This is a genomic window from Streptomyces endophyticus (assembly GCF_035798155.1).
Classification (GTDB): Bacteria; Actinomycetota; Actinomycetes; order Streptomycetales; family Streptomycetaceae; genus Streptomyces; species Streptomyces endophyticus.
On the sequence record NZ_JAOZYC010000017.1, the window covers coordinates 1 to 14612 of the forward strand.

Sequence of the window (14612 nt, forward strand, 5' to 3'; positions counted from 1 at the left end):
GTGCAGAGACCCGCACGGTGACGGTGTCCCCAGTGGCCGTGACCGTACCTGTGTCACCCGTGGCGGCGAGATGGCGCAGGGCCTGGACGACCGGCCGTGGTTCGACGCGCGGCGCCTCGACATCGACCTGCTGCTGTGGCGGCTGCGGGACCATCCGGACCTGGCGGCGTTCGTGGAGCGCGCGATCGGCCCGCTCCAGGAGCACGACAGACGGGCGAAGCCGCCGCTGCTGCCCACGCTCCAGACCTACCTGGCGCACGCGGGCCGCAAGGCAGAGACGGCGCGCGAACTCCATCTGAACCGGCAGACGCTCTACAACCGCCTCGCGCGGATAGGCGAGTTGCTCGGCACGGACCTGGACGATCCGCAAACGGTGCTCGCGCTGAGCCTGGCCCTGCGCGCGCGGCGGCACGCGCCTTCCTGACCGAAGGGCTCAGTGAAAGCCCGTCAACTCGTCGTAGACGCTGAGCACTTGGGCGACCGTCGCGTCCTCGGTCGGCCAGGACGCCGCCTGCGCGGCGCCGCGCTCCTTGAGCCGGTCCCGCCGCTGCGGGTCGGCGAGGAGCCCCTCCACGGCACGGGCGAGCGCGGGCGCGTCTCCGTAGGGGACCAACTCAGCGCCGTCCCCGACCAGTTCGGGGATGCCGCCGACATCCGTCGCCACGAGGGGGACGCGCGCGTGCAGCGCCTCCTGCGCGAGCAGCGAGCGGGACTCCCAACTGCTGGGCAGCACCGCGACATCGGCGGCGTGCAGCAGTTCGGCGACGTCGGCCCGGCGGCCCGCGAGCCGCACCGGCAGGCCCTCGCTCTCGATGCGCCGCTGGAGCGCGGGACGCTCGGGCCCCTCCCCCGCGATCACAAGCAGCGGCACGGGGTCGAGCCCGAGCAGCGCGTGCGCGGCGTCGAGCAGCATGTCGTAGCCGCGGTGCCGCTCCAGGCTGCCGACGGCCATCAGCAACGGCCGGTCCACACAGCCGAGTTCGGCCCGGGTCTTGCTGCGGGTGCGCTCGGCCTCCTCGCCCTCCGGGAGCGGTCCGCGCGGCGCGGGGAAGGACACCGCGGCGAGCCGGGCGTCCCGCGCGCCGCGCGCCCGCGCCCGGTCCACCAGGTCGGACGAGGTCCCGAGGACGACGGACGCCGCCCTGGCCACGCGCCGCTCCAGCACGCGCAGCAGGTGGGCGCGGGCCCCCTCGGCGTACGAGCGGGTGTGCCAGGTGACGACGAGCGGGACGCGGCGACCGCTGAGCGCGAGGGAGGCGCGCAGCGCGGCGTGCAGTCCGTGCGCGTGCACGAGGTCGGCGTCGGTGCAGGCGACGCGGAGCGCGGCGACGGACGCCGGGTCGCTGCGGCGCGGCACCGGAAGGTGGTGCGCGCCCGCGTCCTCGAACCCGTACGCCCGCTCGGCCTCCGTCGGCGCGCACACCGTGACACGTACCCCGCGGGCCACCAACCCCGCGGTCAGGGACCGGACATGGGCGCTGCTGCCCGCACTGCCGCCGCCCAGCACCTGCACGGTGCGCAGCGTCGGCTGTCCGTGTGCTGACGGGCTGCTGGGGTGGCTCACGCGGCCGGGCTCCTGAGGGGTGTCGGCGAACTCGGTAGGTACGGAAGGGGTTAGGTATACGGAGAGTACGGGCTCAGGGATACGTATACCGTCGGTCCCCCAGGATGCCAGTCCGTACCGACATTCCGGCACCGGACGCCGTCCCCCACCGCTCAGGCCTGGGCAACACGGCACACCGGACCACCCACATGGGTGAGTTGAGAGGCCCGATGCTTACGTAAGCGGGCCCTGGGCCAGCGCGCTGACCCGGTCCCCGTACACGGTCGCGGCGACGAGCCCGGCGGCGTGCGCCACCAGGCCGGGCCGCCCGTTCCCCGCGACGATGGCGACGCCGACGGCGGCACCGAGCGCGTGCGCGCCCGCGTCGCCGAGCATCCCGCGCTCGGCGAGATCGTCGGGCAGTACGGCAGCGGCGGCGCCCATCGGCGCGGCGGCGAGCGAGCCGCGCAGCAGCCCCGGAACGCCGAGTGCCAGGGCGACTTGGGCCGCGCGCCCCGGTCGTACGTCGACGAGGTTGACGAAGTGCGCGGTGCCCGCGATGACGACGCCGGCGAGCGCCTTGTCGACGGGCCGCCGCTTGAGCAGTGCGCCCGCGGCCAGGCCCGCCGCCGAGATGCCGAACAACTTCACCGCGCCGCTGGTGAGTTCGCCGTCCCGCAGCGCGCCCAGATGCGCCCGGAAGCCGCGCCGCGGGTCGGCGCGCCCCGCCACGTCGTCGTATCCGCCGCAGGCCCCGGCCACGAGCGTGGCGAGCACCGCGGCGCCCCTCACCTCCGGCTCGGCAAGGAGGGCACCCGCCACCGCACCCACCGTCGCGGCGGGCCCCGGACACAGGTCGACGGTCCGCCCCGCGTAGTTCTTCCGCTCCCCGACGCCTTCGGGCTTCACATGCCGCAGAACACCGAGCACACCCCGGGTGACGCCCGCGGCGAGAACGGCAGGACCCATCAGCCCGCTCTTCGGACGAGAGGCCGCGGGGTCCGGGGCAGAGCCCCGCGACCGGCGGACGCCCCACCGCGACGAAAACCTCACGCGTCCGACCTCGCAGCCGAGAGCAACTCCTCCGCATGCGCCCGCGCCGTCTCCGAGTCCTCCTGACCCGCGAGCATCCGCGACAACTCCCGCACCCGGTCCTCCCCTTCGAGCACCGTCACACCGGAGCTCGTCACGGAGCCGTCGTTGGTCTTCTCGACCAGGAGCTGACGGTCGGCGAACGCGGCGACCTGCGGCAGGTGCGTGACGACCACGACCTGCGCCGACCTGGCGAGCTTGGCGAGGCGCCTGCCGATCTCGACGGCGGCCTTGCCGCCCACGCCGGCGTCGACCTCGTCGAAGAGATACGTAGGTACCGGATCGTTGCCCGCGAAGACGACCTCCACGGCGAGCATCACTCGCGACAGCTCACCGCCGGACGCGCCCTTCGCGATGGGCCGGGGCGGCGCGCCGGGGTGCGGGGCGAGCAGCAGCTCGACCTCGTCCACGCCCTTGGGGCCGCAGGCCACGTTCCTGCCGTCGACCTCGACGCCGTCGGCCGCGTCCGTCTCGGTCTGCCGGATGTCGAAGGAGACCCGAGCGTGCGGCATCGCGAGCGAGGAGAGTTCCTCGGTCACCGCGGCGGCGAAGCGGTCGGCCGCCTCCACGCGCGCGTGCGTCAGTTCCTGTGCCAGTACGCCCAGTTCGCCGCGGAGCGACTCGCGCTCCGCGGTCAGCCCGTCGATCCGCTCGTCGTCGCCGTCGAGTTCGAGAAGGCGCGCGGCGCTCGTCTCGGCCCAGGCCAGCACCGCCGTCACGTCCTCGCCGTACTTGCGGGTGAGCGCCGTGAGCGCGGCCCGCCGCTCCTCCACCGCGGACAGCCGCAGCGGGTCGGCGTCCAAGTCGTCCGAGTAGCCCGCGAGTTCGGCGGCGACATCGGTGAGCAGGATCTGCACCTCGCCGATCCGCTCCGCGAGCGTGCCGAGCGCCGAGTCGTGGGAGCGCACGGCCTCCAGGGCCCGGTGCGCGCCGCCGACCAGCGTTTGCGCGTCGACGCCCTCCGGGTCCTCGGGGTTCCCTGCGAGCGCGGCGTGCGCGGCGGCCGCCGCCGAGGCGAGCGCCTCCGCGTGGCCCAGCCGGGAGGCCTCCTCGGCCAGCTCCACGTCCTCGCCGGCCCTGGGCTCCACGGCGCCGATCTCGTCGAGCCCGAAGCGCAGCAGATCCGCCTCCTGCGCCCGCTCACGGGCGCGCGTGGTGATCTCGTCCAGCTCGGCGCCGACGGCCCTCAGCCGCTTGTAGACGGCTCCGTACTTGGCGAGTGGCGCCGCGACGGCGTCCCCCGCGTACCGGTCGAGCGCCTGCCGCTGCCTGCCGAGCTTCAGCAGCCCCTGCTGGTCGGTCTGGCCGTGCACGGCGACCAGTTCGTCGGCCAGCTCGCCCAGCACACCCACCGGCACGGACCGCCCACCCAGGTACGCCCGGGAGCGCCCCTCGGCGGACACCGTGCGACTGAGCAGCAGCACCCCGTCCTCGAGCTCGGCCCCGGCCTCCTCGGCCCGCCCGCGCGCGCCCGAGTCGGCGGGCACGGCGATGCGCCCCTCGACCACGGCGTTCTTCGCCCCGATCCGTACGAGCGCAGGGTCGGCGCGCCCGCCGAGCAGCAAGCCGAGACTGGTGACGACCATGGTCTTGCCCGCGCCCGTCTCACCGGTGACCGCCGTGAAGCCGGGCGAAAGCTCGACCACGGCATCGTCGATGACTCCGAGCGACCGTATCCGCATCTCCTCCAACACGCCTCTGACCTTACGAGGTCGGAGGCCATCCGTGCGACGGACCCCGACCCCCTCCCTCGATTCCGCAGGTCGGAGGGCGGATACGGCGACAAACCTTCACGCCACCGTCACTCGAACGTGCCGGTCACTGCGGGGCGCCGCGCCACCCGGCGACCGGGAGCGCGAACTTGGCCACGAGCCGGTCGGTGAACACCGCGTGGTGCAGCCGGGCGAGCCGGACCGGCACCTCGCCCCTGCGCACCTCGATCCGCGCGCCCGGCGGCAGCTCCACGGTCCGCCGCCCGTCGCACCACAGCACGCCGTGCGGCGTGTGCTGCTGCACCTCGACGGCGAGCACCGAATCCGGCGAGGTGACGAGCGGCTTCGCGAACAGGGCGTGCGCGCTGATCGGCACCATGAGCAGCGCCTCGACCTCGGGCCACACCACGGGACCACCGGCGGAGAACGCGTAGGCGGTCGACCCGGTCGGGGTGGCGCACACGATCCCGTCGCACCCGAAGCCGGTGACCGGCCGACCGTCGATCTCCAGCACGACCTCGAGCATCCGCTCGGGCTCGATCTTCTGGACGGCCGCCTCGTTGAGCGCCCAGTCCCGGTGCACGACGTCGCCGTTGCGGTGCACGGCGACATCGATCGTCATGCGCTCCTCGACCTCGTACTCCTTGGTGACGACGCGGTCGACGACCTTGTCCAGGTCGTCGCGCTCCGCCTCCGCGAGGAAGCCGACGCGGCCCAGGTTCACCCCGAGCATCGGCACCCCGGACGCCCGCGCGAACTCGGCGCCGCGCAGCAGCGTCCCGTCCCCGCCGAGCACGATGAGCAGCTCACAGCCGTCGAGACAGGCCGGGGTCGCCTCCGACTCCTTCACCAGTTCCACGGTGTCGGGCAGCGGCAGGTCCTGCGCCTCCGTCTCCAGGACCCGCACGCCGAGGCCGCTGCGCAGGAGCCCCTGCACGACGAGTTCGGCGCTGCGGATCGCGGCGGGCCGGCCCGTGTGGGCGAGCAGGAACACCGTCCGAGCCCGGGTCTGCGGCAACTGATTCGGCTTTGTCAACGGGGGCCCTCCGCCACGGCGCGATCAACGTCGGCCGGGTCGAGCTGATCCGCCCCGGCACGCAGCCACAGAAAGTACTCGACGTTCCCGGACGGTCCCGGCAGGGGGCTCGCGGTCACCCCGCGCACGCCGTATCCGAGCTTCCATGCCTGCTCGGCGACCTTGCGCACCGCCTCGGCCCGCAGTTCCGGGCTGCGTACGACGCCTCCGCTGCCGAGCCGCTCCTTGCCCACCTCGAACTGCGGCTTGACCATCAGCACGAGATCCGCCTCCGGTGCCGCGCAGCGCGCGAGGGCGGGCAGCACAAGGCCGAGCGGGATAAAGGACAGGTCTCCGACCACGATGTCCACGGGTACGTCATCGATCGCCTCCAACGTCAATTCGCGTACGTTCGTACGGTCCTTGACGGTGACGCGTTCATCGCTCTGCAGTGACCACGCGAGTTGCCCGTAGCCGACGTCGACGGCGACGACGTGCGCGACCCCGGCCCGCAGCAGCACATCGGTGAAGCCACCGGTGGAAGCCCCCGCGTCGAGCGCCCTGCGCCCCTTGACCTCGAGCCCCTGCGGACCGAACGCCTCCAGCGCGCCCGCGAGCTTGTGCCCGCCGCGCGAGACGTAGTCGGGGACGCTGTCGTCCGCGGCGACGATGATCGACACACCCGTGTCCACCTGTGTCGCGGGCTTGGTCGCGACGATCTTGCTCACGCTGACCCGGCCCGCGGCGATCAGCTGACTGGCGTGCTCGCGCGAGCGGGCCAGCTTGCGGTTGACGAGTTCGGCGTCGAGGCGGCGACGTGCCACACCTGCCACGGTGGTTCAGCTCCTGTTGTCGTACGGAGACGGGGAAGTCGGGTGTGCGTCCAGCGCGGTCAGCGCGTTCCGCAGCCCCTGATGTACATCCTCGTACACCTCTGCGTGCCCGTCCGCGGCGAGGTGGTCCACATCGCCGAGCCGCTCCAGCTGCGCGTCCACCTCGGCGTTGCCCGTGGGGGTGCGCTCGATGCCGAGCGGGGCGGGGGCCGCGGGGTCGTACGAGGGCTCCGCTGCGGGGTCCGCTGCCGGTTCGGGCACGTCGGTGGGCTCGGTGGGCGTCTCGCTCATGCCCCGACGCTACCCCGAAGCGCCGGTGTACCGTCGATCACGATGGCGACGACTGAGGAGTGCCGGGCGGCGCTCGACAAACTCTCGGACAACATGGCGGGGGCCGACGGGGACGTGCGCACGGCCGCGGCCCTGGACCGCTCGCTGAGCTGCCGCATCACCGACCTCGACGTGACGTTTTCCGGCCGACTCAAGGACGGCCGGATCGAGGTCCTCGACACCCGCCCCGGACCGCCGGCCGAGAAGGCGCAGATCCGGCTCGCGATGGCCGGGGACGACCTGGTGGCGATGGTCGACGGCGAGCTGAACTTCGCGAAGGCGTGGGCAGCGGGACGCGTCAGGCTCGAAGCCTCGTTCCGCGATCTGCTGCGGCTCAGGACGCTGCTGTAGCGACCTCCTTGCGGCGCGCCTTCCGCGCGGCCGGCACGACCAGCGGGGTCCCGGTCTCCGGGTCGTCGATGACCTGGCACTTCATGCCGAAGAGCTGCTCGACGAGCTCGGCGGTGACGATGTCCTTGGGCGCGCCCTCGGCGATCACCGCTCCGTCGCGCAGGGCGATGAGGTGGGTGGCGTAGCGGGCCGCGTGGTTGAGGTCGTGCAGGACGGCGACGAGCGTGCGTCCCTGCTCCTCGTGCAGCTCGGCGCAGAGATCGAGGACGTCGATCTGGTGCTGGATGTCGAGGTACGTGGTCGGCTCGTCGAGCAGCAGCAGCGGGGTCTGCTGGGCGAGCGCCATCGCGATCCACACGCGCTGGCGCTGGCCGCCGGAGAGCTCGTCGACGTACCGCTCGGCGAGCTCGGCGACGCCGGTCGAACCCATCGACTCCTGGACGATCCGCTCGTCGTCGGAGGACCACTGGCGCAGCAGCCCCTGGTGCGGGTAGCGGCCGCGGGCGACGAGGTCGCCGACGGTGATGCCGTCGGGCGCGACGGACGACTGCGGCAGCAGGCCGAGCGTCTTGGCGACCTTCTTGGCGGGCATCGACTGGATGACGCCGCCGTCGAGCAGGACGCGGCCCGCGCTCGGCTTGAGCATCCGCGACAGGGCGCGCAGCAGCGTGGACTTGCCGCAGGCGTTCGGGCCGACGATCACCGTGAACGAGTTGTCGGGGATCTCCACCGACAGCTTCTCGGCGATGACGCGCTGGTCGTATCCGAGGGTCACGTCGTCGGCTATCAGCCTGTTCACTGCGGTGCTCCTTTGGTTCGTACGAGATGGGCGGGGCGTGTGCGGGCCGCGCGAGGTCATATCCGCCCCGCCTTCCGCTCAGTGACCAGCAGCCACAGGAGATAGATGCCGCCGACGACGCCGGTGACCACGCCGACGGGCAGCTGGTCGGCGCCGAACGCCCGCTGCGAGACCAGGTCGGCGACGATCAGCAGGGCCGCGCCCAGGATCGTCGACGCCGCCAGGTTCGGCCCCGGCGACTTGGTAAGCCGCCGGGCGATCTGCGGCGCGGTCAGCGCCACGAAGGTGACGGGGCCCGCGGCCGCCGTGGCGGCGGCGGTCAGCACGACGGAGGCCGTGAGCAGCAGCAGCCTGGTCCGCTCGACCCGCACGCCGAGGCCGCCCGCCGCGTCGTCGCCCATCTCCAGCATTCGCAGCGGACGCCCGCACGCGGCGACGACCGGGATCAGCACGACGAACATGATCAGCAGCGGCCAGACCTGCGTCCAGTCGCGACCGTTGAGGGAGCCGGTCATCCACACGGTGGCGCGGGCGGCGTCCACGAAGTCGGCCTTCGTGAGCAGATAGCCGTTGATCGCGGTCACGAACGCGGAGACGCCGATGCCGACGAGGACGAGCCGGTAGCCGTGCACGCCCCGCTTCCACGCGAGGACGTAGATCGCGACCCCGGTGACGAGCCCGCCGACGAGCGCGCCGAGTGCGACCTGCGTTGCGCTGCCCCCGAAGATCACGATCATCACGAGCGCGCCCGCGGTCGAGCCCTGCCCGAGGCCGAGCACGTCGGGGCTGCCCAGCGGATTGCGGGACACGGACTGGAAGAGCGCGCCGGACAGGCCGAGCGCGGCGCCGACGAGGAGGCCGACGAGGACCCGCGGGAGGCGCAGGTCGTTGATGATGAATTCCTGCCCAGCGTCCCCGTTGCCCACGAGGGTGCGCAGCACGTCGGAGACCGGGATCGGGAAGTCACCGGTGCCGATGAGGAAGACGCTCGCGGCGAGCGCCGCCACGAGGAGGACGGCGACGACGAGGAGCGAGCGGACGTCGAGCCGGACGGAGAGGCCACCCGGGGTGCGTATCGCCTTGGTCTTGGGCCCGAGCTTCTTGGTACGGGTCTCGGTCGCGTTCACAGCTGGGCCATCCTTCGGCGACGTACGAGCACGATGAAGACCGGCGCGCCGATGACGGCCGTGACGATGCCGACCTGGAGCTCGGAGGGGCGGGCCACGATCCGGCCGATGACGTCGGCGCCGAGCAGCAGCACGGGCGAGAGGATCGCCGCGTACGGCATGATCCAGCGCATGTCGGGCCCGGTGAACGAGCGCACCATGTGCGGCACCATCAGGCCGACGAAGGCGATCGGACCGCAGGCCGCGGTGGCCGCCCCGCACAGCAGCGTCGCGGCGATCATGCTCAGGGCGCGGGTGCGGCCGAGGTGGGCGCCGAGCGCGCGGGCGGTGTCGTCGCCCATGGCCATGGCGTTGAGCGGGCGGGAGAGGAGCAGCGCGAGGACGGCGCCGACGGCGATGAACGGCCACACCTGCTCGATGGTGTGCATGGTGGACGTGGCCAGCGAGCCGACCTGCCAGAACCGCATCCGGTTCAGGGCCATGTCGTCGGTGATCATCACCGCGTAGAGATAGCCGGAGAGCGCCGCGTTGATCGCGGTACCGGCGAGCGCGAGCCGCACGGGCGTCGCGTTGCGGGTGCCGCCGAGCGCGTAGACGAGGACACCCACGGCGGCGGCGCCCGCGAAGGCGAACCATACGTAGCCGCTGAGCGAGGTCACCCCGAAGAAGCTGATGGCGGAGACGACGGCGGCCGAGGCGCCCATGTTGATGCCGAGGATGCCGGGGTCGGCGAGGGGGTTGCGGGTCAGTGCCTGCAGGAGGGCGCCGGCGAGGCCGAGCGCGATTCCGGCCAGCAGGCCGAGCAGGGTGCGCGACACACGCTCACCGACGACCACGTCCGCGTAGTTCCCGGTGTCCTGGAACAGGCCGTGCCAGACCTGGTCCAGGGAGAGCGGTTTGGCGCCCACGGCGATGCTCGCCACAAGGACGGCCACCAGCACCAGGACAGACACGAGCAGCCCGACGGTGCGTATCACCGCACGGCGGTCGGGGGGCGCGGGAGCGGTCACCGCGCTGGCTTCGGGAGGACTGTCGACCAACACCAGGTTAGGTTAGCCTACCCTGCGATTTCTCCACATCCCCGGCCTGCCCCGCCTTGGGCAATCGACCTTGGGCAATCCACCTACAGCCCCAATCGTGCCACCACCTTCCCGGTGTCCAGCTCGCACACCCCGTCCCCGGCCGCGCTCCACGCCGCCCCGCACAGCGCCCGCAGCCCGTCGATCGCGTCGCCGTCCCCCTCAAGGCGCAACTCCCCGTCCCCGGCGAGCGCGGTCCAGCCCCCGCACCGGAACCCGCCGTCACCGCCCTGGACTTCCTCGACCTCCGGCTGCCCGGTGAGCAGGCCCCGCAGATCCACGTCCACATACGTGGGCCGGTGCTGCGGAGGCGCCGCGAGCAGCTGCGCGGCATCGGTGACACCGGTCAGCACGAGCAGCGAATCCACGCCCCCGTTGAACGCCCCTTCGATGTCCGTGTCGAGCCGGTCACCCACCACCAGCGGGGTCTTCGCACCGGTCCGCAGAACCGTCTCCCGGTGCATCGGCGGCAACGGCTTCCCGGCGATCTGCGGCTCGGCACCCGTCGCGATCCGGACGACCTCCACCGCCGCCCCGTTCCCCGGCGCGATCCCGCGCGCACTCGGAATCGTCAGGTCGGTATTGGAGGCGAACCAGGGCACACCGCGCGCGATCCCGTAGCAGGCCTCCGCGAACCGCCCCCACGCCATGTCCGGCCCGCCGTACCCCTGCGCCACGGCGGCCGGGTCCTCGTCGGCGGAGTCCACGGGCACGAGCCCGCGCTCCCGCAGAGCCACCCGCAGCCCTTCGCCCCCGATCACCAACACCCGCGCCCCTTCGGGCACTTGCTCGCTGATGAGCCGCGCGACGGCCTGCGCCGACGTGATGACATCGGCGGCCCCGGTCGGGATCCCGAGCTCGGTCAGATGCTCGGCCACGGCGTCCGGCGTACGCAGCGCGTTGTTCGTGACATACGCGAGCCCCATCCCGCCGCCGCGCGCCACCGCGAGCGACTCGACGGCATGCGCGATGGCCTGCCCGCCCGCGTACACGACCCCGTCGAGATCCAGCAGCGCCGTGTCGTACGCCTCGCTCAACGCCGGCGCACTGCCACCGGGCCGCACCCGGGCCCCACCGTCGGCCGTCCCGCTCGCACTGTGGCCCTGGCTCATTCCGCATCTCTCCTCGCTCGATCCCACTGCCCCGATCATCCCCCACGGCACTGACACTCGTACGATGCGGGGATGAACACTGCAGGTCGCACGGCACAGTCGGGCAGCAACGGCCTGGACCTGATCCCGTTCAGGGGCGTCCGCTACGTCCCCGAACAGGTCGGCAGCCTCGCCGCCGTGACCTCGCCACCGTACGACGTGGTCGTACGGCCCGACGGCCTGCTGCACCTGGAGAACGCGGACCCGCACAACATCGTCCGCCTGATCCTGCCGCAGGCCGTGGAGCCCCGGACCCGCAACGAGCTGGCGGCCGCCACCCTGCACCGCTGGCTCGCCGAGGGCGTCCTCGCCCCCGACGCCGAACCCGCGTTCTACGTATACGAGCAGCGAAAGGGCGACATGCTGCAGCGCGGCATCATCGGCGCCCTCCACCTCTCCGAGGCCTCAGAAGGTGTGGTCCTCCCCCACGAGGACGTCATGCCGCATGTGGTCGAGGACCGGGCAGGACTGATGCGCACGACGGCCGCGAACCTCGAACCGCTCCTGCTGACCTACCGGGGCAACGGCAACGCGACCGGCGCCACCGCCGTCATCGAACACACGGTCCAGCGCGCCCCGCTCCTCGCCACGACCACCGAGGACGGCTACAGCCACCGCCTCTGGGCGCTCACGGACCCCGCGGACCAGCGCCGGATCCAGGACGGCCTCGCCACCCACCAGGCGCTGATCGCGGACGGTCACCACCGCTGGGCCACCTATCTGCGCCTGCGCTCCGAACACACCTCGCCGGGCCGCACCCCCTGGGACTACGGCCTGGTCCTCCTGGTCGACACGGCCCGCTACCCCCTCCAGGTCCGCGCCATCCACCGCCTCCTCGGCCGCCTCCCCCTCGACCGGGCACTCGCGGCGGCCCGCCCCCACTTCCGCGTACGCGAGGTCACGGGCCCGCTTCCGCACGCGATGGAGGCCCTGGCACAGGCGTCGTCCCACGGCAACGCCTTCCTCCTCACCGGCACCGAGGACACGTACCACCTCCTGGACCGCCCCGACCCGGCGATCCTGGACCGTACGATCCCGGCCGATCGCCCCGAGGCCTGGCGCACCCTCGACGCCACGGTGCTGCACTCCACGCTCCTCGGCGACGTCTGGGGCATCCCGGAGGACTCCCCCGCCGACGTCACGTACATCCACGACACGCAGGCGACGGTCGACAAGGCGCGCCGCGACGGCGGGACGGCGGTCCTGATGCACCCGGTCCGCGAGGAGGTCGTCCGCGAGCTGGCCCGCCAGGGCGTGACGATGCCCCGCAAGTCCACGTCGTTCGGCCCCAAGCCGGCCACGGGCCTGGTGCTGCGCACGCTGACGGACGACTGAGAACTGAAATGACGAACGGGCGGGCTCCCTTGGAGGGAGCCCGCCCGTTCGTGATCTCACGCTCTACCGCTCGTCGCGCCCTTCGCGCTCGGCGTCAGCGCTGTCACTGCCGCTGTCGCCGTCGTTGTCGCTGTCGCCCTCAGGCGCCGGGGCGCCGTCCTCGGCACTGTCGTCAAAGGCGTCCACGAACTCGACACCGTCCAGCTCGGCGAGCCGGTCGGACGCGTCCGTGCTGCCCTCCTTGTCGGACTCGAGGGCCTTGGCGAACCACTCCCGCGCCTCGTCCTCGCGCCCGGCCTCCAGCAGTGCGTCGGCGTACGCGTAGCGCAGGCGCGCGGTCCACGGCTGGGTGGCGTTCGAGGCGAGCTCGGGGCTCTGCAGCGTCACGATGGCGGCGTCCAGCTGCCCCATGTCGCGTCGCGCACCGGCGGCCACGAGCCGCATCTCGACCTGCCCGGCCTTGTCCAGCTTCGACACCTCGGGGGCGCCGGCCATGTCCAGCGCCTTCTCAGGACGCCCGAGCCCACGCTCGCAGTCGGCCATGAGCGGCCACAGCTCCGCGCTTCCGGTCATCCGTCGGGCGGCCCGGAACTCGGCGAGCGCCTCGCTGTACTTCTGGTTCCCGTACGCGGCGAACCCGGCGGCCTCCCGCACGGCAGCGACGCGCGACGCGAGACGCAGCGCGATCCTGGAGTACGCGTACGCGGTCTCCGGGTCCTCGTCGATCAGCCGGGCCACCATCACCAGGTTCATGGCGACATCCTCGGCGAGCCCCCTCGGCAGGGACTGAAGCTCCTGCTGCACGCTCTTGTCGAGCTCGGCGCCGGAGACGTCCTCCGGAATCGGCAGCCGCTTGATCGGCTCGCGATCCCGGTCGTCCCGGAACCGCGACCCACCACTCCGGTCGTCACGGCGGTCGTCCCGCCTGTCGTCCCGCCGGTCATCGCGCCCACGGAACCCCCCAGGACGCCCACCCCGGTCATCACGACCGGGCGCACGCCCACGGTCGTCACGCCGGTCGTCACGGCGGAAGCCACCACCGCGGTTGTCATCACGCCGATCATCGCGGCGGAAACCACCACCACGGTTGTCGTCCCGACGGTCATCACGACGCGGCCCACGATCCCGGTCGCCCGGCCGGTCATCGCGGCGGAAGCCACCGCCGCGGTTGTCGTCGCGCCGATCGTCACGGCGGAAACCGCCACCACGGTTGTCATCACGCCGGTCATCACGACGCGGCCCACGATCCCGGTCGCCCGGCCGGTCATCGCGACGGAAGCCACCACCACGGTTGTCATCACGCCGGTCATCGCGGCGGAAACCGCCACCACGGTTGTCGTCCCGACGATCGTCACGACGCGGCCCACGATCCCGGTCGTCGCGACGATCGTCCCGACGGAAGCCACCGCCACGGTTGTCATCGCGGCGATCGTCACGAGCAGGCGCACGCCCACGGTCGCCCGGGCGGTCATCGCGACGGAAACCGCCACCACGGTTGTCATCACGCCGGTCATCACGAGCAGGCGCACGCCCACGGTCGTCGCGGCGGAAGCCGCCACCGCGGTTGTCGTCGCGCCGGTCATCACGACGCGGCCCACGATCCCGGTCCCGATCACCGTGCGAACGGTCATCGCGACGATCGTCACGGCGGAAGCCACCGCCACGGTTGTCGTCCCGACGGTCGCCCGGGCGGTCATCGCGGCGGAAACCGCCACCACGGTTGTCATCACGCCGATCATCACGACGCGGCCCACGATCCCGGTCATCACGTCGATCGTCCCGACGGAAACCGCCACCGCGGTTGTCGTCCCGACGGTCGTCACGACGCGGCCCACGGTCACGGTCGTCCCGACGCGGACCACGATCCCGGTCATCGCGACGGTCGTCACGGCGGAACGGAGGACGCTCGCGGTCGCCCTCCCGACGCGGGGCGCCGCTGTTGCCGCGGAACCCGCCCCGGTCCCCCCGGTCACCACTGTCCCGTCGGCGCTGATCGCGCTCCGGTCGCTCATCGGGAGAGTTGGTGGCCATCGGTTGACTCCTGTCTTCGGTACCGCAGTCATTCTCGCGCAACCGGGGTGCCGGCGCGCTCCGAGAAAAGCTCTGGAAATACAAAAAGGACCCTTGGTCCCCAGCATGTGTGCCGGGACCAAGGGTCCTCTCAAAAATAGTTCGGCGGCGTCCTACTCTCCCACAGGGTCCCCCCTGCAGTACCATCGGCGCTATGAGGCTTAGCTTCCGGGTT

Annotated in this window: 15 protein-coding genes and 1 rRNA gene; 3 read left to right on the forward strand and 13 right to left on the reverse strand. The window is 72.4% G+C overall.

Annotated elements, in window-relative coordinates; all coding sequences use genetic code 11:
* On the forward strand, positions 1 to 424 hold a 424-nt coding region (locus OKJ99_RS04345), incomplete at its 5' end, for a PucR family transcriptional regulator (RefSeq protein WP_326014390.1).
* Between the two features lie 9 nt (positions 425 to 433).
* Here OKJ99_RS04345 and OKJ99_RS04350 read toward each other — a convergent pair.
* The 6 genes from OKJ99_RS04350 to OKJ99_RS04375 all read right to left on the reverse strand — a co-directional run bounded on the left by OKJ99_RS04350 (position 434) and on the right by OKJ99_RS04375 (position 6486).
* Positions 434 to 1564: a glycosyltransferase family 4 protein gene (locus tag OKJ99_RS04350; RefSeq protein WP_326014391.1), complete on the reverse strand. Its 1131-nt coding sequence runs from the start codon at positions 1562 to 1564 to the stop codon at positions 434 to 436.
* 213 nt (positions 1565 to 1777) lie between these two features.
* Positions 1778 to 2512 carry a hypothetical protein gene (locus tag OKJ99_RS04355; RefSeq protein ID WP_326014392.1) on the reverse strand — a complete coding sequence of 245 codons (735 nt, stop codon included), beginning with the start codon at positions 2510 to 2512 and terminating at the stop codon, positions 1778 to 1780.
* Positions 2513 to 2592: 80 nt separating this feature from the next.
* A complete protein-coding gene (gene recN, locus OKJ99_RS04360) occupies positions 2593 to 4317 on the reverse strand; it encodes a DNA repair protein RecN (protein WP_326014403.1) in 1725 nt (574 codons plus the stop codon).
* Between the two features lie 136 nt (positions 4318 to 4453).
* The gene (locus OKJ99_RS04365) at positions 4454 to 5365 is read right to left on the reverse strand and encodes an NAD kinase (RefSeq protein ID WP_326014404.1); all 912 of its coding nucleotides are present in this window, start codon (positions 5363 to 5365) and stop codon (positions 4454 to 4456) included.
* A 14-nt stretch (positions 5366 to 5379) separates the two neighbouring features.
* Entirely contained in the window at positions 5380 to 6195 is an 816-nt protein-coding gene (locus OKJ99_RS04370) for a TlyA family RNA methyltransferase (protein ID WP_326014393.1), read from the reverse strand.
* Positions 6196 to 6201: 6 nt separating this feature from the next.
* Complete coding sequence (locus OKJ99_RS04375; protein WP_326014394.1) at positions 6202 to 6486, reverse strand: hypothetical protein; 285 nt, start codon at positions 6484 to 6486, stop codon at positions 6202 to 6204.
* Positions 6487 to 6528: 42 nt separating this feature from the next.
* On the opposite strand from OKJ99_RS04375, the gene OKJ99_RS04380 reads away from it, so the two are divergent.
* The gene (locus OKJ99_RS04380; protein WP_326014395.1) at positions 6529 to 6876 is read left to right on the forward strand and encodes an SCP2 sterol-binding domain-containing protein; all 348 of its coding nucleotides are present in this window, start codon (positions 6529 to 6531) and stop codon (positions 6874 to 6876) included.
* On the opposite strand, the gene OKJ99_RS04385 is transcribed toward OKJ99_RS04380, so the two are convergent.
* The 4 genes from OKJ99_RS04385 to OKJ99_RS04400 all read right to left on the reverse strand — a co-directional run bounded on the left by OKJ99_RS04385 (position 6860) and on the right by OKJ99_RS04400 (position 10993).
* A complete protein-coding gene (locus tag OKJ99_RS04385; protein ID WP_326014396.1) occupies positions 6860 to 7735 on the reverse strand; it encodes an ABC transporter ATP-binding protein in 876 nt (291 codons plus the stop codon). The two genes, OKJ99_RS04380 and OKJ99_RS04385, sit on opposite strands and share 17 nt — an antisense overlap.
* A complete protein-coding gene (locus OKJ99_RS04390; protein WP_326014397.1) occupies positions 7732 to 8802 on the reverse strand; it encodes a FecCD family ABC transporter permease in 1071 nt (356 codons plus the stop codon). Before OKJ99_RS04390 ends, OKJ99_RS04385 begins: the two co-directional genes overlap by 4 nt.
* A complete protein-coding gene (locus OKJ99_RS04395) occupies positions 8799 to 9845 on the reverse strand; it encodes a FecCD family ABC transporter permease (RefSeq protein ID WP_326014398.1) in 1047 nt (348 codons plus the stop codon). Before OKJ99_RS04395 ends, OKJ99_RS04390 begins: the two co-directional genes overlap by 4 nt.
* Positions 9846 to 9925: 80 nt before the next feature.
* Complete coding sequence (locus OKJ99_RS04400) at positions 9926 to 10993, reverse strand: HAD hydrolase-like protein (RefSeq protein WP_326014399.1); 1068 nt, start codon at positions 10991 to 10993, stop codon at positions 9926 to 9928.
* A gap of 72 nt (positions 10994 to 11065) precedes the next feature.
* On the opposite strand from OKJ99_RS04400, the gene OKJ99_RS04405 reads away from it, so the two are divergent.
* On the forward strand, positions 11066 to 12367 hold the full coding sequence (locus OKJ99_RS04405; RefSeq protein ID WP_326014400.1) for a DUF1015 domain-containing protein: 1302 nt from the start codon (positions 11066 to 11068) through the stop codon (positions 12365 to 12367).
* Positions 12368 to 12430: 63 nt separating this feature from the next.
* Here OKJ99_RS04405 and OKJ99_RS04410 read toward each other — a convergent pair whose 3' ends face one another.
* The 3 genes from OKJ99_RS04410 to rrf all read right to left on the reverse strand — a co-directional run.
* A complete protein-coding gene (locus OKJ99_RS04410; RefSeq protein ID WP_326014401.1) occupies positions 12431 to 13171 on the reverse strand; it encodes a tetratricopeptide repeat protein in 741 nt (246 codons plus the stop codon).
* Positions 13117 to 14256: a hypothetical protein gene (locus OKJ99_RS04415; RefSeq protein ID WP_326014402.1), complete on the reverse strand. Its 1140-nt coding sequence runs from the start codon at positions 14254 to 14256 to the stop codon at positions 13117 to 13119. The genes OKJ99_RS04410 and OKJ99_RS04415 overlap by 55 nt, the downstream gene beginning before the upstream one ends.
* 281 nt (positions 14257 to 14537) lie before the next feature.
* Positions 14538 to 14612, reverse strand: a 5S ribosomal RNA gene (rrf, locus tag OKJ99_RS04420); the annotation flags it as partial.